Source organism: Pseudomonas sp. PA-5-4B, assembly GCF_021606215.1.
Taxonomy (GTDB): domain Bacteria; phylum Pseudomonadota; class Gammaproteobacteria; order Pseudomonadales; family Pseudomonadaceae; genus Aquipseudomonas; species Aquipseudomonas edaphica.
On sequence record NZ_WKDB01000015.1, the window covers coordinates 46,081 to 63,235 of the forward strand.

General features: G+C 57.3%; 23 protein-coding genes. 3 read left to right on the forward strand and 20 right to left on the reverse strand.

Annotation, left to right across the window (positions count from 1 at the left end; all coding sequences use genetic code 11):
• Nucleotides 1-40 precede the first annotated feature (40 nt).
• The 18 genes from GIW28_RS09675 to GIW28_RS09760 all read right to left on the reverse strand — a co-directional run bounded on the left by GIW28_RS09675 (nucleotide 41) and on the right by GIW28_RS09760 (nucleotide 13,966).
• Nucleotides 41-472, reverse strand: a complete 432-nt coding sequence (locus GIW28_RS09675) for a phage tail assembly chaperone (RefSeq protein ID WP_236446574.1) — start codon at nucleotides 470-472, stop codon at nucleotides 41-43.
• Nucleotides 469-2,085 carry a phage tail protein gene (locus GIW28_RS09680; protein WP_236446576.1) on the reverse strand — a complete coding sequence of 539 codons (1,617 nt, stop codon included), beginning with the start codon at nucleotides 2,083-2,085 and terminating at the stop codon, nucleotides 469-471. Before GIW28_RS09680 ends, GIW28_RS09675 begins: the two co-directional genes overlap by 4 nt.
• Nucleotides 2,082-2,771, reverse strand: a complete 690-nt coding sequence (locus GIW28_RS09685; protein WP_065929230.1) for a phage tail protein I — start codon at nucleotides 2,769-2,771, stop codon at nucleotides 2,082-2,084. Before GIW28_RS09685 ends, GIW28_RS09680 begins: the two co-directional genes overlap by 4 nt.
• Nucleotide 2,772: 1 nt before the next feature.
• Nucleotides 2,773-3,654: a baseplate assembly protein gene (locus tag GIW28_RS09690; protein WP_236446578.1), complete on the reverse strand. Its 882-nt coding sequence runs from the start codon at nucleotides 3,652-3,654 to the stop codon at nucleotides 2,773-2,775.
• A complete protein-coding gene (locus tag GIW28_RS09695; protein ID WP_236446580.1) occupies nucleotides 3,651-3,977 on the reverse strand; it encodes a GPW/gp25 family protein in 327 nt (108 codons plus the stop codon). The genes GIW28_RS09690 and GIW28_RS09695 overlap by 4 nt, the downstream gene beginning before the upstream one ends.
• Nucleotides 3,978-3,982: 5 nt before the next feature.
• Nucleotides 3,983-4,261: a hypothetical protein gene (locus GIW28_RS09700; RefSeq protein WP_236446582.1), complete on the reverse strand. Its 279-nt coding sequence runs from the start codon at nucleotides 4,259-4,261 to the stop codon at nucleotides 3,983-3,985.
• 56 nt (nucleotides 4,262-4,317) lie between these two features.
• Nucleotides 4,318-4,851, reverse strand: coding sequence for a phage baseplate assembly protein V (locus GIW28_RS09705; RefSeq protein ID WP_236446593.1), 534 nt, complete (start codon nucleotides 4,849-4,851; stop codon nucleotides 4,318-4,320).
• A 29-nt stretch (nucleotides 4,852-4,880) separates the two neighbouring features.
• Nucleotides 4,881-5,396 (reverse strand): hypothetical protein, encoded by a 516-nt coding sequence (locus tag GIW28_RS09710; RefSeq protein ID WP_236446584.1) that lies wholly within the window; start codon nucleotides 5,394-5,396, stop codon nucleotides 4,881-4,883.
• Nucleotides 5,396-6,055: a phage tail protein gene (locus GIW28_RS09715; RefSeq protein ID WP_236458918.1), complete on the reverse strand. Its 660-nt coding sequence runs from the start codon at nucleotides 6,053-6,055 to the stop codon at nucleotides 5,396-5,398. The genes GIW28_RS09710 and GIW28_RS09715 overlap by 1 nt, the downstream gene beginning before the upstream one ends.
• Nucleotides 6,052-6,372 (reverse strand): head-tail joining protein, encoded by a 321-nt coding sequence (locus GIW28_RS09720; RefSeq protein ID WP_069552403.1) that lies wholly within the window; start codon nucleotides 6,370-6,372, stop codon nucleotides 6,052-6,054. The genes GIW28_RS09715 and GIW28_RS09720 overlap by 4 nt, the downstream gene beginning before the upstream one ends.
• A gap of 2 nt (nucleotides 6,373-6,374) precedes the next feature.
• Nucleotides 6,375-7,370: a major capsid protein gene (locus GIW28_RS09725; protein WP_099489030.1), complete on the reverse strand. Its 996-nt coding sequence runs from the start codon at nucleotides 7,368-7,370 to the stop codon at nucleotides 6,375-6,377.
• Between the two features lie 62 nt (nucleotides 7,371-7,432).
• The gene (locus GIW28_RS09730; protein WP_065929222.1) at nucleotides 7,433-7,771 is read right to left on the reverse strand and encodes a head decoration protein; all 339 of its coding nucleotides are present in this window, start codon (nucleotides 7,769-7,771) and stop codon (nucleotides 7,433-7,435) included.
• Nucleotides 7,768-8,910 carry a head maturation protease, ClpP-related gene (locus GIW28_RS09735; RefSeq protein ID WP_236446858.1) on the reverse strand — a complete coding sequence of 381 codons (1,143 nt, stop codon included), beginning with the start codon at nucleotides 8,908-8,910 and terminating at the stop codon, nucleotides 7,768-7,770. The genes GIW28_RS09730 and GIW28_RS09735 overlap by 4 nt, the downstream gene beginning before the upstream one ends.
• A complete protein-coding gene (locus GIW28_RS09740; protein ID WP_236446860.1) occupies nucleotides 8,907-10,388 on the reverse strand; it encodes a phage portal protein in 1,482 nt (493 codons plus the stop codon). The genes GIW28_RS09735 and GIW28_RS09740 overlap by 4 nt, the downstream gene beginning before the upstream one ends.
• A complete protein-coding gene (locus GIW28_RS09745; protein ID WP_236446862.1) occupies nucleotides 10,388-10,594 on the reverse strand; it encodes a phage head-tail joining protein in 207 nt (68 codons plus the stop codon). Before GIW28_RS09745 ends, GIW28_RS09740 begins: the two co-directional genes overlap by 1 nt.
• 1 nt (nucleotide 10,595) lies before the next feature.
• Entirely contained in the window at nucleotides 10,596-12,614 is a 2,019-nt protein-coding gene (locus tag GIW28_RS09750) for a phage terminase large subunit family protein (protein ID WP_236446865.1), read from the reverse strand.
• Between the two features lie 4 nt (nucleotides 12,615-12,618).
• Nucleotides 12,619-13,203: a terminase small subunit gene (locus tag GIW28_RS09755; RefSeq protein ID WP_236446867.1), complete on the reverse strand. Its 585-nt coding sequence runs from the start codon at nucleotides 13,201-13,203 to the stop codon at nucleotides 12,619-12,621.
• Nucleotides 13,204-13,621: 418 nt separating this feature from the next.
• Nucleotides 13,622-13,966, reverse strand: a complete 345-nt coding sequence (locus GIW28_RS09760) for a phage holin family protein (RefSeq protein ID WP_236446868.1) — start codon at nucleotides 13,964-13,966, stop codon at nucleotides 13,622-13,624.
• Between the two features lie 125 nt (nucleotides 13,967-14,091).
• On the opposite strand from GIW28_RS09760, the gene GIW28_RS09765 reads away from it, so the two are divergent.
• Both GIW28_RS09765 and GIW28_RS09770 read left to right on the forward strand, forming a co-directional pair.
• Entirely contained in the window at nucleotides 14,092-14,361 is a 270-nt protein-coding gene (locus GIW28_RS09765; protein WP_236446870.1) for a hypothetical protein, read from the forward strand.
• Nucleotides 14,362-14,520: 159 nt separating this feature from the next.
• Nucleotides 14,521-14,724, forward strand: a complete 204-nt coding sequence (locus GIW28_RS09770) for a hypothetical protein (RefSeq protein ID WP_236446872.1) — start codon at nucleotides 14,521-14,523, stop codon at nucleotides 14,722-14,724.
• A gap of 79 nt (nucleotides 14,725-14,803) precedes the next feature.
• Here GIW28_RS09770 and GIW28_RS09775 read toward each other — a convergent pair whose 3' ends face one another.
• Complete coding sequence (locus GIW28_RS09775) at nucleotides 14,804-15,136, reverse strand: phage holin, lambda family (RefSeq protein ID WP_236446874.1); 333 nt, start codon at nucleotides 15,134-15,136, stop codon at nucleotides 14,804-14,806.
• A 272-nt stretch (nucleotides 15,137-15,408) separates the two neighbouring features.
• Between GIW28_RS09775 and GIW28_RS09780 the strand changes: the two genes are divergently transcribed.
• The gene (locus tag GIW28_RS09780; protein WP_236446876.1) at nucleotides 15,409-16,419 is read left to right on the forward strand and encodes a hypothetical protein; all 1,011 of its coding nucleotides are present in this window, start codon (nucleotides 15,409-15,411) and stop codon (nucleotides 16,417-16,419) included.
• A gap of 381 nt (nucleotides 16,420-16,800) precedes the next feature.
• On the opposite strand, the gene GIW28_RS09785 is transcribed toward GIW28_RS09780, so the two are convergent.
• Nucleotides 16,801-17,154, reverse strand: a complete 354-nt coding sequence (locus GIW28_RS09785; protein ID WP_236446878.1) for an antitermination protein Q — start codon at nucleotides 17,152-17,154, stop codon at nucleotides 16,801-16,803.
• Between the last annotated feature and the right edge of the window lies 1 nt (nucleotide 17,155).

The window sequence follows — 17,155 nt, forward strand, 5'->3', positions numbered from 1 at the left end:
GTTGTGTATAACGTTAAAGAAAACGCCCTATGCAGGGCGTCTATTGAGCAAGTGTTGAGAGCCATTCGGGAGCAGAGGGCCGATGTTCCCTCAAAGGAAACTGACCGGCTTCAGGCCAACGGCGCAACGCACGTCGATAGGCTTGCAGCTCAGCGTACTGCTCGGCAGTGAGCGTGAGGTCCGATCCATCCTCCTGCTCGTCACGATGACGCGTAACCACACCGTCGGTGGCCGTCAGCTGCGCCGAACGCCAGTAACGCTCGATCTCCGCTAACTCTTCTTCAGTTTGGGCGGGCGCGTCCACCAGCATCGGCCAGTTATCCGGGCCACATACCAAGCGTTTCCCCCGACTCTCTTCGGCTAACAACGAGTCTCGCTCTTCTGCGCTAAACTCACGGGCATCAGCAGGAATAAACGTGCAGATTTCGTCATCGTAAAAAAAACCGGACATCGGACTATAAAAGACAGTCATGCCTTACCCCTCACTCGCCAGAAGAATGATGCATTGCCGTTTAATAGGTTACGCACCGTGATACTTCCCTTCGTGCTGTTTCTCGCCTGCAATACCGGCGAACTGCCTACGCTTTCACCATTGGTAAAGTTGGCGTACGTCAGCTGAATGTTGTTAGGCACTTCCAAAAGCGCCACTGGCAGAGTAATTACCGTGTCCGAGCCGGCCGAGACGCTCACAACCAATCCCCACTGTTCGATATCCCCGCTGGGGAGCTTTTGATAACCGTTGGTGCCGAGCGATGCAGCGAATTGCGACGAGTATTTCAAGGCCGCGCTGCCATAAACACACCACACCGAACCCTCTTTCACCAAAAGCGCGGACTCCCCAGCAGCCATAATGATTTGGCTAAGGAATGCACCCTGGGGACTGATCTGCGAACCTGTCTTACTCGCGACTGTGACACCCACCCCATTGCGACAATGGAGCCCGATTGCAGCGCCTGCAGGTACATCGTCTACATGTGGCAGCGTGACGGTGTAGGCCGCTAAGCCACCTAATCCAATTGAGGCACCTACATCATCAAGCGTTAGAACTGTCGAGGCGTTGACTCCCCGAGCCGTCGAGAAAGAACCGAGCGCTTTTTGAACGAACTCTGTAGTCGCTAGGCTTTTATCCTTCGTGAAAGGCGGTTTTGTTTCCCACGACGACAGCGCTGGCGAGAACCTTAGGGATGCATCGCCGCTGTCGAAACTCCACCCGCTCCCACCCAGTAGCCGGCGGAATACGCCGAGGGTGCCCTTCGGAATAATAAATGGCCCAGGAGTCGTCAGTAAGTTGGTCAAGGTGTCCGCGCCTTGAGGCTTGACAGTGACCGATCCCGAAAGAGAGCTACCGATTGTAATTACCGCTCCAGGTACCGCTGTCGACGCTAGGGGCAGCGTAGCGATCGAGGCCTGCGGAAAATTGACCAGCCTACCCACGTCATCAACAGTCAATACCTGGTCGCCGGCATAGTTGACCTGGCCTGAGTAACTCCCCAGCGCCCGCTGCACATATTCAGTTGTCGCCAGCTTAGTGGTGCTGTCAAATTGCGGCGGCGTTGGAGCCGTTGGCACCTTTTTGAAGGCCGGTGACTCGATAGGCGCCAGATTTTTTACTGAGTCGTCGACGTATTGTCGTGTTGCCAGCACAACGGCCGGATCGATCTTCAGCACAACGTTTGCTGCGCTGGAGACAATGAAGTTCATCCGGACGACTTGCGTACGACCGGAGCCCTGGGACATTAACGGCTTGTAACTCGGCGCGCAGTTCGCCACAGCCACTAAGGCGCCGTCGGCGTCATACAGGCCGATCTCACGAATCCACCAGCCCCCTTCATCGGCCGGGATGATTTGCTCGGCCACGATGATATTAGGGTTGGCCGGATCCACCGAGAGCTTGTTCAACGGTCGGCGCCGACGCTCGTTAATGAGCTTCGTTTGTGCACGGTCAGGAATGGGGTCGGTGCCGTTGGCATCTCCCACACCCAACTCGGTAAGTTTCCAGGGTACGCCCAGAGCGTCTGCGTTGGCCTGTTTGGCCTCACCAATCGCGGTGAGCATCGCAAAGAATTGAGAGTTGGAATCAATCATGAGTGGATATCCAGTGTGTCGATGGAGTGTTCCCGACCGGCGGCGCCTATGTGGCATGTCAGGACGATGACGCCTGGTACTGGCGGGTATACGTTGACGGTGTCGACGGTGTGCTCGCGTCCCGGTGCGCTGATCCGCCCCGTGGTGACGATGTCGCGAAGAACTGGCGGGTACACGTCAATCTCGTCGCCATCAGTAGAGCTTGCGAAAACATTGAGATGCCCGACGGTTTCGAGGCTTATGGCCAGGCCGATCAAGTGCCGACTGACCGGCTTAGCGTCGTCAATCAGCCTTTCAAGCTCGGCATACATCTCTTCAGTAATACCGGTTTCGAGGATGCCAACTTTCAGCGCAAAGGTGCCTGGTATGCCCTCGGGCACCATCTTGAACCACTCGATAATCTCGATCAGGTAGCCAAGAGGTTCGACCACACGCCGCAACGCACCGATGGTCCCTTTGTGCGCATGGATGTAGTAAGACGCCTTGATGGCGGCGCGCTTGGTCGCCTCAGTCCATCGATAATCCCAGCGATCCACCGACCAGGCCCACGCCAGATGCGGCAGCAAATGCACCGGGCAGGTATCGGCGTTATAGAGGTCACGCAGAGGGACAATCGTTTTCTCAAAAAACGTAGCCTCCATGGCCCGTTCCAGTTGTGTGCTGTTGATCGGCAGTAGGCTTTTCATATCACCCCGCCAGCGTCACGGTGTAGTCCGTACAGAACGCCGCCTGAGCCTTGGTCGGGGCCAGGTCCTGCCATCCAATCAGCTCGACCCGCGAAACGCCGGCAACGTGCAGCTGCGCATCCACACCGGAGCGGGCCACCTCGACGCCAAGCCGCTTTCGCGGATTGATCCAGGCAGCTAATCGATTCTTTGCTTCGGCCAAACTGGCATCGGCTTCGGGTCCAGCACTGGTCATATGCAGGATCGCGTTGATTTGGTAACGGATCACCTGGGCGCTCTGCACCGTCACCCGATCTCCCACTGGCCGTACGTTTTCGTCATTCAGCGCGGCGGCCACCGTAGCCAACAGAGCCGGTGAAGCAACGCCCTCCCCGTCCAGCCCCAACACCGTTACCGTCACGTAACAAGGCGCAGGGCTTTCGGCCGTGGCATCCGCCACCAACCCCGACGCGTTTCGCGCATGCAGGATGTAGCTGTTACGCGGTCCGGCGGTAGTCAGCCCCTCATAAGCCAACTGAATGCGCTCTCGAAACGGGTCGTCGTCCTCCTTGACCTCCGGCACCGGCGGCACCGCCAGCAGATCTGCAGTCTGAATAACCAGGCGCTTTAGATTGACGTTGGCCCCCAAGTGATCGAGGTCTCCGCGTATCGCGTGTGCCAGCAGTACAGCCTTGCCGGCGTCATTGACCCGGGCGCGGTTGCCGACCTTGATGTAAGCGCCGACTTCCAGCACTTTAACCACCGGATCACTTTCAAGCGCGGCGGTCCAGTTGCCGCCCATATACCCGCGAAAAACGCTGAGCCCTTCCTGGTACACCTCTTCGAAGTCCAGGGGCTCCAACACGGTCGGTGCCGGCAACGAAGACAGATCCACAATACTCATACGGCCACCTCCAACGTGACGGCATCGCCCAGGTACTGCCCGACGATCTTCAGGTTGATTTGCCCGCCGATAACTGAAATGACGCGCACCTGATCCAGTTTCAGACGCGGCTCCCAACGCCCCAGGGCGCGGGCGACTTCCGCCTGTACAGCGCTTTTCCAGCCCTCGTTAACGGGCAGGTCCACAAACCGCCGGAGCTTGCTGCCGTACTCCGGCCGATGTCGACGGCTGCCCAACGGCGTGCCCAAGATGTCTGGAACTGATTGGCGCAAGTGCGTGATGCCGGAAATGGGCTGGCCGGTGTGGCGGTCCATTCCGATCATTGTGATTACTCCTTCAATTGCTCCAGATCCGGGTGCGCTTTCAAGAACGCATATTGATCATCGCCACATGCGGTGACGCGACCGGCAATAACAGGAAGCGTCTCGCCGCTGGGCAGGATCAGTGTTCGCGAGGTGAAAACCTTGTCGCGAAAGACACGCGCGGGGCCGATGGACTCCACCGCGTCAGCAGTCGCGGGAATACCAAGCGGCGCGGGCTTCAAGCCCACAACCGCAGTCGCTTCGACGGCCCCGGCCGAATCGCCATCAGTTCGAGACTTACTCATAAGGCAAACTCCAGGTGTAAAAAAACCCGCACTGGGCGGGCTGTTGGGGATTGAAATTAATGCGTGTGGTGATTGCTGTTGCCACCGGCATCAATGATCGCGCCGGCACTGGTGATGCCCTTTGTAACGTGCAATGCACCGTCGATCAGCACCGCTGCTTTCAAATTGATGTTGCCTGTGGTCACGTTCACGGCGCTGTCCGTGATCACCGCCTCTGTGCTGGCGACTTTGATGGTCACCGTTCCGCTCGGCAGCGTGATGCTGTAGCTCTTGGCCTGCCAGTCGTAGATCAGTGAGCCGCCATCGTCAAAGCGCCAGACTTCCACATGATCGCGGTTATCCGGTGGGGGGCCGGCATTGCCATACAAGCCCGGGATGAAGGTCCCTTGCGCCACATCACCGCTGGCACTAACCAACGTCCCCTGCTCGCCCATGGATGGCGCCCGCCAGTGCCTGGCCTTGCCGGCAGCAATGCTGTGCCAGCGCACCCAGGCGCTGACCCATTCGCCATCGGACACCCGGCACACCGGCGGCGATGCGGCCAGGTCGAGCGCCACCACATAACAATCCTTCACCACCCCGGCGAGCATGCGGTCATGCTGGGCGCTGGCATAGCCGCTCACATGTCCTCCGCTGGCACAAAGTCCTCTTTGACATCGTTGTTGAAGCCAAACAACAGCATGCCCGGCGGCTGGTCAGGCCATGGCCATTCCTCGGGACCGACATACACTTGCTGCGTCCACTCCACCAGCCACACCGTGTAGCCATCCAATGCCGGCTGGGTCCAATCCTGCAAGGCCTGAACGAACTCTGCTGGCTCGACCGCCAGCCCCCAAGTCTGTGCGCGCAGTAGAACTGCGAGCTGAGTAGCCAACTGCACCGCCTGTTGCTGATGCCGGGGATGAATCGGGTCAACAATGATGCGTGCCTCGACCTTGCACACCAACACGGTTTCACCCGTGCCGATGTCGGTACCCGGTTCAACCTCAGCCAGCTCCAGAAACACAGCCGGCAACGCGATACGGTCTTCGATGTTCGGCCAGGCAGTTACGGCCTGAACTCCAGGCAGGTGACTCGACAGGTGTTGCTCTATCGCCTGATAAAGCTGATCCAGACTAAAAGGTTCGTCAGCCATTACCCGATCCTCTTGAGGTATTTCTGCAGCTCAAAGTTGAGTTCCTGTTTCAGGATCTCCAGTAAGCGTTCATCGGCCTTCTGTACCCAGCTTTCAAAGTGGGGACGGGCTTGCTCCAGAGAGACTTTCGCCTTTGCCAGCGGAAAGCGACTGCCGTTTTCCGCCACCCACCCCGAACTCGGCCCGCGTCCCGGTGACACCGTGCTGTCAGGGTAATCGTCAGCGTTGAAGTGCTTGCTCGCGGCACGGATCCAGATGTCCGGCTTGTTACCGTAAACCTTCTTCAGAAACGCACCTTGATACCGCCGCCCCGCCACGGACACACCGCTGCCGGTCTGCCGAGCGCGGCCGATCCGGCTGGACTCGATAGCGTTCAAACCAAACCACAGCTTGCCGCTCGAAGCCCCGCCGGACACCGGGTAACTGCGCAACCGTTGACGCACCGCCGCAACAGCGATGCGCTCCTGCCGACTAACAGCCCGGGCGATATGCGTGCGCAACCACCCCAGTGTCTTGTTGATGGCTCGACGGTGAGCAGTTGCAGCGGCCTTGGGCACCAACTTGGCAAAGTCCTGAAACGCCTGCAGGTCTGCGGCTGACGACTGGATGGAGATCATGCCGCCGCCAGCCGAGGGCTTGTAGTAGCTACCGATGCTCATGGGCGTAACCTCAGGATCAAGGCGACCAGACCGTCGCCACTCGGCTCCAGCTGCAGCAGGTCGTAATCGCCGCCGCCATCCAAAGCAGGCAAGTCGATGCTGACCAATAGCCCGCGCTTCAAGCCTTCCGAATCGCTGACGCGGATTTCAAACCGAGGCTCGCGCAAGCCGGTGTTCAGCTTGCCGAGCTTGGGCTGCAACCAGGGCGCCGCGAACATGCCGAGTACTGGTTCTTCGCGGCCCTCGATCCGTGCGGTATCGCCCAGTGTTTCGAACACCACCGCGTCGATGTCGTCGATCAGTTCGCGGAAGGCCACGGTCACATCTCCAGCAGGATCTGCGCCCGAGGCCGCGTGCACAGGTGCAGCGGGTTGGACTGGGCTTCACCGGCGACACCCTTGTTGAACGGCAGCGGCTCGATCTTGCTGTAGTACGGGATGCCCTGGGTGTTGACCGTTTCCATGTAGTCGGCCGGCGCGAAGGACGAGATGTAAAGATCCGGCACACCTTCGGGAATCAGCAGCGCCTTGTCGTCGTGGACGAAAGCAACACCGGCCACCTTGCCGCGATAACGCTCCCAGACGATCCCGCCGAACTCGAAGCTTTCACGGGCATCGCCACGCAGGGACGCAGCCTGCATGGTGTTGAGGTAGGTCTCCTTGACCGACTTATGCACGATGAGCTTGTTCCAGAAGTTCTTGCCGCACATCGCGCGGGAGCCGCTGCTGGTGACGCTTCCGAGTGCTTCCTCCTGCATGTCCAACGCTTCGCCGCATTTAACCCGCAGCTCGGTGTCTGGACTGTTCAAGCCCATCTGAAGCTTCTGGCGATTCACGCCGAAGGATTTATAAATGTCCAACAGGACCGTCTTGCCATCGGCGTCCAGTACCTGGCCGTTCAACGCGCCCATGCGTTGGAACTCGTGGGTGGCATCCAACTGGCGGCGCGCTTTCGCCAGGCGCTTGTTGACCACGTCCTGCACGGCCTGCAACTCACTGCGGGTACCGAAGGCGCGGATGCCTTGGATCTCGTCGGCCTTGATGGTGAAGCGTTCCGGCAGGTGGACGGTGTTGAACGGGATCAGTTGACGCTTGGTACCGCCAACCACCAGGCCTGAGGTACCGCGCTCGCCCGCTGGCACCAGCGCCAGGGTGTCGCCGTCCTTCTCGATCTGCACGGTCAGCGTGCTGATGCCTTCTTCGCGAAACAGTCCCAGGCTGCTGATGCGGCCCGGCAGGTATTCCTGGTCATTGATTGCAGCGGTCAGCGAGGAAACGCTGAATGCATCGTCTTCAAAAATGGCGATATCGGCCATGGGTACTCTCCAGAAACGAAAAATCCCGCACGCAGCGGGATGAATAAAAGGGGGTGAACGTCTTAGCGGACGATCACGAAGTGGGTAGCCAGGGCCTTTTCAGCAGCAGGATCAAGGCCGGTCAAATGTGCTTCGCTGACCTCGGCCAGCCGCACGATGGCGCGACCGCGACGTGGTACATCCGATTCGCCCAGCGGCCCATAGAGGATCGCGATGGCGTTTTCGGTGCCGTCTTCGGCGGTCGGCTTATACGGGGCGAACTCGCCGGTAAGTGTGACCAGGCCGAGGATCTGACCAGGCTCCAAGGCGGCACCGGCGGCGACGTTGATCGCTTCGCGGGAGATGTTGCCAGCGCCTTCGGACAGCAGGAACTCGCCCGCGTGCATCGATTCAATTTTCATGCTCTTGCTCCTTTCGAGGTTCCGTTCTGTGCCGCCTGACGGGTGGCCCAGATTGAGTGGGTGTCTACCTGTTTGGCCTTGACCGTTTGGGCCGGGTCATCATCCAGCGGCAGGCTGTTATTGATCTCAAAACCGCCGCCGCTGCTCACCAGCTTGTCGAACAACCGCGCGCGAACTGCCGCTTCGTCGAGGCCAGCGCTGATGAATTCGCCGGCCAGCTCTGGCAATCGTGCTGCTACGCACAGGCCGTGCAGGGCTTTGGCATTGGTCAGCGCGGCTTGGATCACGGCTTCGCTTTCCAACTTCGTCGCAGCGAGTATCGGATCCACCAGGTTGCTGATGCCGGCTGCCGCACACCCCTTGGTGACCATCAGCGCTAGCCCGGCAGCGTCCAATACAGGTGCCGGTGCCGGTGGATCGACAGGCTCAGCCGGATCGACTTCCGGTTCTTCATCCAGCTGGGCGAGCAGTTCGGCGGGGGCATGGTGGAAACGCTGCAGCACACTGCCCTGGCCGAGACAGGCGCTGACCTTCAAACCGTCGCCCACCTCATCGGCCAGGCCCAGTGCCACCGCTTCGTTGGCCGTGAGCCAGGTTTCAGCGTTGACCATGCGCCGCAGCTCGGCTTCGTCGATGTCCGGCGCCTTGGCCTTGTAGGCCGCAATGATCGCTTCCAGGGTCTGGTCCAGCACATCCGCGACACGGCGGAAGTCTTCGGCATCACCACCGGTAAAGGTGTAGGGGTTGTGGATCATCAACATGGCATTGGCTGCGATCACCACTCGGTGAGCGCCGCACACTGCGACACTGGCCGCGCTCGCCGCCAGGGCATCAATGCGACCCGTGCAGCGCTCTCCCAGGCGTGACAATGCATTGTGGATCGCCAGGCCGTCGAACAGGTCGCCACCGATGCTGTTGAACGCAACAGTGACAGGCGACGCGCCGTCATCCATGGCGCGCAGGTCCTGAACGAACTGATTGGCGGTGACGCCCCACGCGCCGATCTCGCCATACACGAAGATTTCGATGTTGCGTTGCTCGGTTTCTCCGCTGGCCTGGAGGGTGTACCAGCTTTTGTCGGCAACCTTGACCTGCTTGCCCGCCTTGTCAAAGACACGGGGCTTGGCTTTCTTACTCATAATTGTTCCTTGTCGTCATTCGGCTCGATGGCATCAAGCGTGGTGTAGTTGAGACCGAGTTCCGTGGACCGCGCGAGGTCGGCGGCGTTTTCCGCGTCAATGGTCTCCGCGTCGTAGCCGTTGCGCAGACACATCTCGCTGCGCGAACCAAAGCCCGCCTGCACTTCCATCCGACGCGCCTGAACGTCCTGCACCGGCTGGATGTAGGCCCAGCCCTGCGGCACCCAACGCGTGCGCAGATATTCGCGTCGACGTTGCGCGTAGTCCGGCAGCACCAGGGCGCCGGACAGCACGGCCATGTCCAGCCAGGCAGCACGCACCGGGCGGCACAGCTGATGCACATAAACGCCGAATTGCAGTTGCTCCAGGCGGCGCCGGAACTCGTTGAGCACCACCCGCAGCGCCCGGTCGTTGACCTCGCGCATGTCGCCGGTGAGGATCTCGTAAGGCGTGCCCGAACCCGCAGCCGCTGCCATCAGCTGCTGCCGCATGAAGTCCGGGTAGTTGTTACCGGCGTCCGGTGGTTTGGAGAACTCCACCTCTTCACCTGGCCCCAGCTCCTGCATGGTGCCGGGCTCCAGCGCGACCATTGGCGTGAAGCCGTCGCGGTCAACGTTCAATGGCATGCCGGTAACGGGATCGCGAGGCTGCTGCGTAGTCTCCGGTGCCGGGCGCTTGATGAAGCCCGCGAACAGGTTCGCCACTTCCTGCCGGAACAGCACCGCGTCGTCGTAGTTATCCAAGCTGCGCAGGCGCTTCAGGACCGGTGCCAAGCGAGGCACGCCGCGCAACTGCCCGGGTTCCATGGGTTCGAAGATGTGCAGCACCTGCGTGGCCGGTACACGCACCAACTGGTTGTAACCGGCGTTCAGCGACGACGAGTCACGCGGATGGGAAAGATACATCCAGTACGCCACACGCTTGCCCGACGGGTTGAACTCGATCCCGGCTCGGATCACGTTGCCGTTTTTGGCCATCTCGAATTTATCGTGAGGGACAAATTCAGGGGCCAGCGCCTGCAGCTGCAGCGGCACCGCCAAGCCCTCACTGGGGCTGCGTGGTCGCAACCGCACGAAGCATTCACCGGCGGTTTCAACGGTGCGCGCTACCAGGGCCTGCATGCCATAGAAGTCGGTCAGTTCATCGGCATCCGCTTCGTCCACCCAGTCATCCCACAGCTGCTGCTGGAGTTTGCGCAGCTCTGCGTCCTCCGTAGTCGGCCTGGGCGTGATACCGGTGCCAATCAGGTTGCTGACGCGCTTGTCGATGACGTTGAACGCATACGGGTCATTGCGCACCGCCGCCCGCGAACGTGCCCGCAGGTTGCGCAGAGCCGGCGTGTTGATGCTGTTGATGCCGTTGTCGGTGGCTTCCCAACTGGCCGAACGTCGGCCCTCACCGGCGCCTTCGTAACTGGCCTTGATGTTCGACGGCAGCAAGAATCCGTTACGGGTTAGCGTCGGATAATGTCGGGCCATTAGATTCCCTTGCCTCCGTGGTAGAGCCGAACGACGCGAGAGCGAGGCCCAGCGGCTTTGCTCAGCGACGTGCGGATCTCGTCGCGGGCTTTAAGCAGTTCGTCAATGGAGCGGTACTCCACCGTGCGGTCGCTATAGCGCACGGTCTTTTCACCGCGTGCGATGGCGCGCTCGATGGCTTCGAGGTGCTTCGGGGTAAACGACATATCAGCGTCTCTTCAGGTAACCGCTGGTGGAGATGCGGCGTTGAGGGGGTGCAGCGGGTCGCGCCTGGACGACGGGAGCAACGTGTTGTTCGTTTTGCGGCAACGTAGGTGCTGCCGAGGACGGCGCGTTCGTTGAGCGGCTCAAACGCTCCCCCTGAATTGGCTTGCTCTGAACAGCTTCGATACCCGCGTTGAACACGGCCTGACTTACCCTCTCCCAATCGTGTTCCTGGTAACGATTGATGCCTAAGTAATGGGCCATGGCCAGGCAGTACACCATCAGGTCGAGACCTTCGTTACGCTCAGCTTTGCCTTTGACCCACTCGATTTTTTTATAGCCTTTGACATAGCGGGTCACCTTGCGCTCAGCGACACACTGGTCAAAAAAATCATCTGGCAAATCATTGGCGAAATGCAGCGCGCCATGGCCTTCCTCAACCAGGTAGCGGTTATAGATCCAGTCCTTGGCCGTATCAGTACCGACGAACCAAAGCTCCGCCCCGTGTCGCTCGGTCAGGCCTTTCCAGGTCACATCAACCTTGGATGGTCGCTGTGCAATCACTGGCCTGCCCCACTTGCTTGCGCCCTTGATCGCAAACACGTTTCGCCACCGACGCAAACGACAGAATTGGTAAACCTCATCATGGTGGTTACCACCAGAGTCGACCGCCGTGGCAAGTATTGCCAGATCGGCACCACCGGGATGCCGATAGCGCGACTTAAGCAGCTCATCCAGCGCCAACCAGGTTCGCTCATCCGAAGGGTTGCCCGCGATCACCTGGTAATCGATCACCCAGCGCTCCATGCCGACACCCCAGCCCATCACCATGAGCTCAAGGCGGTCATGCTGGGTGTCGACCGAACAGGTCAACATCAGCGCCCCGTGAGGTACCGAGCCAAGGCTGTAGGATTCCAACCGAGCGCGATCGCGTAGCACATCAGCGCTGGTTTGCTCTTGCGCGTTGTCCCAGACCTTGGCCAAGCGGGTGTTGTAGAACACTTGCATCGGTTCCAGGTCACCTTTGGCCTGAGCCTTTTTTGCTTTTTCAAACTGCTTGGCCAGCGAAGCCCAACTCGTCCAACCGGGCGGTGAGTAAAGCGCGTTGAGATTGAAGCCAACGGTCTCGCCATCGCCTTGTGAGGAGGCTCGCCACTCCCCTTTGCTCAACATCTCACCTTTGTGATGCTCCTCAATGAGCACATCACATTCGGGGCCGGCGCACTGGTAGTGCACCACGCTGTAGTCCTCGGAGTAATGCAGGCGCTCCCATTCCAAAACCTGCAGGTGACCGCAGTTCGGACACGGCACGTAGTAATACCGCTGATCACTGGTCTCAAAAAGATCGGAAATGCGCGACGCGCCCTTTATCGTCGGCGAGCTGGAAAAGTAGAACTTGGCATTGCGGCCGAAGGTGCTGCCCCGGGTTTCTGCAAGCTCAACGGGGTCGCCCTCATCGCCGAGATCTGTCTCCCAGCGATCAATCTCATCGCCGTAGATGTAGCGTGCGGACAACTCCGAAAGGTTCGCAGCCGAACCCGCGGTGGTCACATACAACGTACCGCCTTCAAACTCTTTGGTATCCAGGGTGTTGCGAGCATCGCGTGACCGGGTGGCCGCGACACGCTCGCGCAACACTGGAGTGGCTTTGATAGTTTTGCCTATGCGGGAAGAGACGCGCTTGGCCAACCCAAGGCTGGGAAGCAAGGCAAGGATGTTCGACGGAGCCATATGAATCAGGCCGCCTATCCAGTTCAGGCCAATCTGCGTTTTCATCAACTGGGATGCGACCATTGTCACCACCCGCTTGCAGGGGTGGGCAGGCGACAGGCAACGCATCGGCTCACGCGCGTACGGTGTTCGCGCGGTGCGGTACTGGCCAGGCTCGGCGGCGCCGGTATCACGCGGGATACGCATGAACTCGTCAGCCCACTCATCCACCCAAACATCCGGGTCCGGGCGCAAGCCACGGAAATACGCCTCGCGATACAGTTCTGTACCGTCAGGGTGTTCCGCTAGCATAAGGTCAACTCGGAGTCAGGGCGTGTTCTCGGTCCGCTGAAGAAATTCGTTCGGCGTCTTCTAGTGAGCGGCGGATGGCCGCCGTCAGGTGTCTTTCAATTTTCCACGGGTCGGTCATTACGGCCAACTCCGGCGCCAGTTGCGCGACGATGCCAAGCAACTGGTCGCGTATCAGACGCCCTGCGCTATATGCGCCGTCCTCCACAGCTTTACGCAAGACAAGCGAGCCTTGCTGCTGGTGAAAGTTAGCCTGCTCTTGCAGTGCCAAATAATGCTCACGCATTGCGCGAGACTTTTGAAAGTCAGGCTCATCACCCACTCGTGGCATTGCAGATCCATCGATGCTCGGAAATGTAACGACTGCTGCACTGCCGGCAGGGGCTTCCTTGCGAGGGCGCTCACGCTTATGACGGGCGACAACCCCGGCCTTGCTTGGATCGCTGGTACTGGAAAGCAGTTTCTCGCTAGCGCCAACATCCACTAATCCGGATTCGTTCAAGACCAACCGCCCAGCCAGAATCAGTTTCCCGACGTACTGTCTGGACCATCCCTTCATCTCGCCATACTGCTTGCGAGTCAAAAAAGTCATGCGGCCTCCCTTTTGAAACCAGGTCGACCTCGTCAACCAATCCTGTCAACCAATCCTGTCAACTAACTCTGTCAACTAACCCTTCAATGTTGACAGCGATTTTTGGTGGCTTATTTGAGGAGTCTCGCTAAATTTCCATGCGCTACAAACAGGCGCCTGTGCCAGTTTTTGCGGGGCTCGAGCGAAATCTTTGTGCTTCCAGATCACTGACGTTGCACGCGCTGTCGAGGATTTTTTACACGCAAATCCTGTCAACCTGTCAACCGCTGTCAACTAACTTTCAAACCCTGTGGCTAACGTTTTCCCGCGGGTTCTATGCCCCGTGTCCCTCGGGTACCCCCAGGGTCCCCGGCGACCTGTCGACGTTTTATTTCGGTGCAACTTTCTACAGACCTCGTATTAAGAGGCCACCAGGGCATCAACCCTGACCACTGCCCGAGGGCGGCACATCGCACACGCCCAACCGCTTGGCGGCCCAGCGTTCGTACAGCCCAATGGCGACATCGGCACCGGCCATCGCGGTGAGGCAGCCGATGCTGCCCGCTGCCAACACCGACATGCCCGAAGCGTGCAGCAGCATCATGGTGGAAAGCCCGCAGACCACACAGGCACCGGATCGAAGGAGCAAGCGGCGAATCAAGGACCAGCCACTTACCCCCGCTTTGTCAGCCCGCCATGCTTCGCCGGATATGCCGCCGACCAGGGACAGCACGATCACCATCCAGATCGGCATTTCTATCAATGTCTGTTGTTCGTTCGTCATTAAACGCACCGCCTAGAATGAATTTGATTTCGAAGACTCAACGAGTGATACGACACGATTGGATCGCACGCTGCCCGCTGATAGGCTCCATCCTCCATACCAAGGATTTGAACCAGGAGGTTCCAGTGTCAGCGAAAGAAAAATATGAAATATGGAAGAGGCTGCATGAAGCTGAAGGTGGTATCGCTTATGGGCTAGCTGTATATGGAGACCACATCGCAAAACGTGAAAAATACAAAACGTTAGAAGGCATGGACGCTGTGCGCTTCTACCTAATTCATAAGTTCAGCTGGGCACCAGCTCAAGTCCGAGGCATGAGCTATGAGGATATGAGCTTCGTACTTCAAGAAGAAATGGCCGGTTTCACCTACCCAAAAGAAGCGCGGGTTAAGTAGAACCATTCATTGCATGCAGTTTTTGCTCAAGGCAGGCCAACCTTGCTTTGAGCAATTGCAAGGCCACCTGGCGATGACAGTGGTTTCTTTTGTACAACGCCCGCATGGAGATTTTATTGAGTTTGTTCATCCTGAGTACCTCAAGTGGGGCCATTTAAAATGAAATTCGAAGATGTGAAGCCAGGTTTGCGCGTACACATAACCAGCCAAACAATCCACAGTGGTCGCCTGTTCCTCAAGACTGCCACCGTCCTTACGGTATTCGAGGAAATGAGCGGCTCTCCTCACATCAGGCTGCGCCTAGAAGATGGCTCTGCTGAAATAATTCCTGGGATCAGAGCCGAAGACTTAGATTTCGAATGAAAATAAAAAAACCGTGTCCTCCGAAGATCCCCAGGGTAACCGGCCGGCCGCAGCGCGCCATTTTGGTGTATAGCTCGCATCATTCGACGTTCCGGCCGGGGAGTTTGAAGTCAGTCACACGATCAGCGATAGCACGGATCTTCTCCACACCCAGGAAGCCGACCCAACCACCAACGAAGGTTGCCATGCTCTGAGGCAGCCCGAAGAACTCAAGGCCACTGATGATAGTCAGCGTTAGACCTCCACACAGCACGCCTTCCACCAGCATCTGGCGGCGCGAGCCGCCACCGTAGGTAATGCGCAACACCGCCACTGCGAAGGACAGTCCCGCCGGGTAGAGGATCGGCGCATGCTGGCTCAGCCACGCAAGCATCAATGCCCAGGTGTCTGGCTTATCTGCCATGTTCGGCATCTCAGTCCCCCAATGCTGGGAGCGCAATTAGAATTCCCGACAAACTGGCGGGCATAAAAAGATAGAAGTTCTGCACGAACGACATCGCTTTGGAAGGCGTCATGATGCGCTCATAAAATTTAAAGCTACGATGAAGCCTAGCTCACTCCATGCGACGAACCTGTGCCTATTGAAGACGTAGCTGTACCCACAGACAGGGCAAATTGCTATGATGGAAGAAGATAACTCGATTAGTTCTCGATTTACATAAATCACACTCAACGGAATGGAAAATGGATTACTCCGAAGGTTCAATGGTATCTGGATCAGTACCAGAAACAAAAAGCACGCTAATTTCAATCATAGACTTTCTTCTGCAGATAGAAAAATACCCAGCTGTTTCAGCACTCGCAACAGCAGCTATGTTTATTGCACTTTGTATCACACTGGCAATTGTACTAGAAAGAACCGGCACACTAAGAAAAATCATGAGAGTCTTTTTTTACTCTGAACCAGAGTCCGGAGCAAAGTCGAGCGAAAGAATTACAGACTTGGAGACCCACGTTGCCAACATCCAAAAAGCCCTATATGAAAAAAATATCACCAGCCAAAGACAAGCTATCCAAGACGAATTAGAACAACAACTGGCAAGAAATCTTCCCGAAATAATTTCAAGAAAACTCGAAGAAACCAACGCCATCAACAATTCAGTTGACTCTAAAATACGAATCACAATTGAAAATGCCGTATCTGCGTTTTTAGTTCAGCAGGAACCATCTCAGCTCCTAAAGGATCGCCGCGAGCATCTACGCATACAGGAACGGCAGGAGAGCACACACAATCTTGAGAAAACCATACAGGAGCAAATGTCTAGCTCAGGAAGAATAAAGGCAGTAATGATCAACTTGTTTGTACTTTTCAATATAGGAATTTTACTTATATATATATTTGCCTCAGCAACACTCACAGACAAAGCGGTCACCGGCATAATCGGCCTATACATAAGTCTTGCGGCATTTATAGTTTACATCTACCGAACCTCCAACTTCAGATCCTCTGTACTTCTTGCACTAAGGGAGGATGCTAAAAAATATTTCGATGCCGACGATTACATTAAACGGCTCAAGGCTGGCGCATCCCCAAGCGACCGGGATGTGGAGGTGCTAAAGCTACTTCTACTTAACAGGGCAGAAAGAGAAAAAATGGCCGACCACCCATATGAATTGGTCCTGAAAGGGGTGAGCAACTCAAATATCCAACTCAAAGGCGGAAAAATGATTAGCTCCGCGAAGAATGAGAAGTAATTCCAATATTTAAGAGTAGCTGGCGTGCTTAGATTATCAATTTATCCACTCCAGCAGCGCTAATACACACGACTTTTGCAAATACGCAGTTACTGCTCAATACGCATCCTGTAGAGATCTATTGTAGATTTCTTATACTCGTTGAGAAATTCGACGAGTAAGGATTTCGCTTATCCGCTCACGAGCAAGTCTGGACCATCTGTGGATTCGGCAGAGACCATCACTACTCTGCATGAAAGGCAGCACACTGGTTGCCCGACCATATGTTATCGCTGGAGTTTAAGCTTTTTCAAAAAGCAAAAAGCCCAACATTTAATGCTGGGCTTTGCTCGCGGAAAAACCGCAAAGTAACGTAAAAACTATAGATCCAAATCGATCCTGTCAAGCGGCATTTCGGCGAAGATCTAAAGCCCCGTCGATCCATGCGATACCTGCCCTCCATAAGCCCTGTGTCTTGCCGTAGCCAAACCCCAGTCGAGTACCCACAGTCTTCAAGTCGATATTGCGAGACCTGTAGTACTCAATGATCACGTTGCCCGATTCTGGATAGCGATTTCGCAGACGCCCAATCAATCCATCCATCAACAATGCGTCATCGTCAGTGATCATCGGCAGGTGCAGATCATTCTCTCTGGAGGCGCAGCAGGACACGCCAGAGCCCAGCACGACCCAGCGGCCCCAGTGCTCCAGCAGATCCTCGGCGGTGCGCTCTTTAAATGTCGGTGTGAAGGCCATG

What these genes read in the sequence shown, in the direction of transcription:
- GIW28_RS09745 (WP_236446862.1), bottom strand. Translation starts at nt 10,594, where the DNA reads ATGTCGTTTACCCCGAAGCACCTCGAAGCCATCGAGCGCGCCATCGCA.
- GIW28_RS09725 (WP_099489030.1), bottom strand. Translation starts at nt 7,370, where the DNA reads ATGGCCGATATCGCCATTTTTGAAGACGATGCATTCAGCGTTTCCTCG.
- GIW28_RS09740 (WP_236446860.1), bottom strand. Translation starts at nt 10,388, where the DNA reads ATGGCCCGACATTATCCGACGCTAACCCGTAACGGATTCTTGCTGCCG.
- GIW28_RS09785 (WP_236446878.1), bottom strand. Translation starts at nt 17,154, where the DNA reads ATGGCCTTCACACCGACATTTAAAGAGCGCACCGCCGAGGATCTGCTG.
- GIW28_RS09750 (WP_236446865.1), bottom strand. Translation starts at nt 12,614, where the DNA reads ATGCTAGCGGAACACCCTGACGGTACAGAACTGTATCGCGAGGCGTAT.
- GIW28_RS09675 (WP_236446574.1), bottom strand. Translation starts at nt 472, where the DNA reads ATGACTGTCTTTTATAGTCCGATGTCCGGTTTTTTTTACGATGACGAA.
- GIW28_RS09715 (WP_236458918.1), bottom strand. Translation starts at nt 6,055, where the DNA reads ATGAGCATCGGTAGCTACTACAAGCCCTCGGCTGGCGGCGGCATGATC.
- GIW28_RS09705 (WP_236446593.1), bottom strand. Translation starts at nt 4,851, where the DNA reads ATGCTCGCCGGGGTGGTGAAGGATTGTTATGTGGTGGCGCTCGACCTG.
- GIW28_RS09690 (WP_236446578.1), bottom strand. Translation starts at nt 3,654, where the DNA reads ATGAGTATTGTGGATCTGTCTTCGTTGCCGGCACCGACCGTGTTGGAG.
- GIW28_RS09755 (WP_236446867.1), bottom strand. Translation starts at nt 13,203, where the DNA reads ATGACTTTTTTGACTCGCAAGCAGTATGGCGAGATGAAGGGATGGTCC.
- GIW28_RS09680 (WP_236446576.1), bottom strand. Translation starts at nt 2,085, where the DNA reads ATGATTGATTCCAACTCTCAATTCTTTGCGATGCTCACCGCGATTGGT.
- GIW28_RS09770 (WP_236446872.1), top strand. Translation starts at nt 14,521, where the DNA reads ATGAAATTCGAAGATGTGAAGCCAGGTTTGCGCGTACACATAACCAGC.
- GIW28_RS09775 (WP_236446874.1), bottom strand. Translation starts at nt 15,136, where the DNA reads ATGCCGAACATGGCAGATAAGCCAGACACCTGGGCATTGATGCTTGCG.
- GIW28_RS09685 (WP_065929230.1), bottom strand. Translation starts at nt 2,771, where the DNA reads ATGAAAAGCCTACTGCCGATCAACAGCACACAACTGGAACGGGCCATG.
- GIW28_RS09780 (WP_236446876.1), top strand. Translation starts at nt 15,409, where the DNA reads ATGGATTACTCCGAAGGTTCAATGGTATCTGGATCAGTACCAGAAACA.
- GIW28_RS09730 (WP_065929222.1), bottom strand. Translation starts at nt 7,771, where the DNA reads ATGAAAATTGAATCGATGCACGCGGGCGAGTTCCTGCTGTCCGAAGGC.
- GIW28_RS09710 (WP_236446584.1), bottom strand. Translation starts at nt 5,396, where the DNA reads ATGGCTGACGAACCTTTTAGTCTGGATCAGCTTTATCAGGCGATAGAG.
- GIW28_RS09735 (WP_236446858.1), bottom strand. Translation starts at nt 8,910, where the DNA reads ATGAGTAAGAAAGCCAAGCCCCGTGTCTTTGACAAGGCGGGCAAGCAG.
- GIW28_RS09700 (WP_236446582.1), bottom strand. Translation starts at nt 4,261, where the DNA reads ATGAGTAAGTCTCGAACTGATGGCGATTCGGCCGGGGCCGTCGAAGCG.
- GIW28_RS09760 (WP_236446868.1), bottom strand. Translation starts at nt 13,966, where the DNA reads ATGACGAACGAACAACAGACATTGATAGAAATGCCGATCTGGATGGTG.
- GIW28_RS09695 (WP_236446580.1), bottom strand. Translation starts at nt 3,977, where the DNA reads ATGATCGGAATGGACCGCCACACCGGCCAGCCCATTTCCGGCATCACG.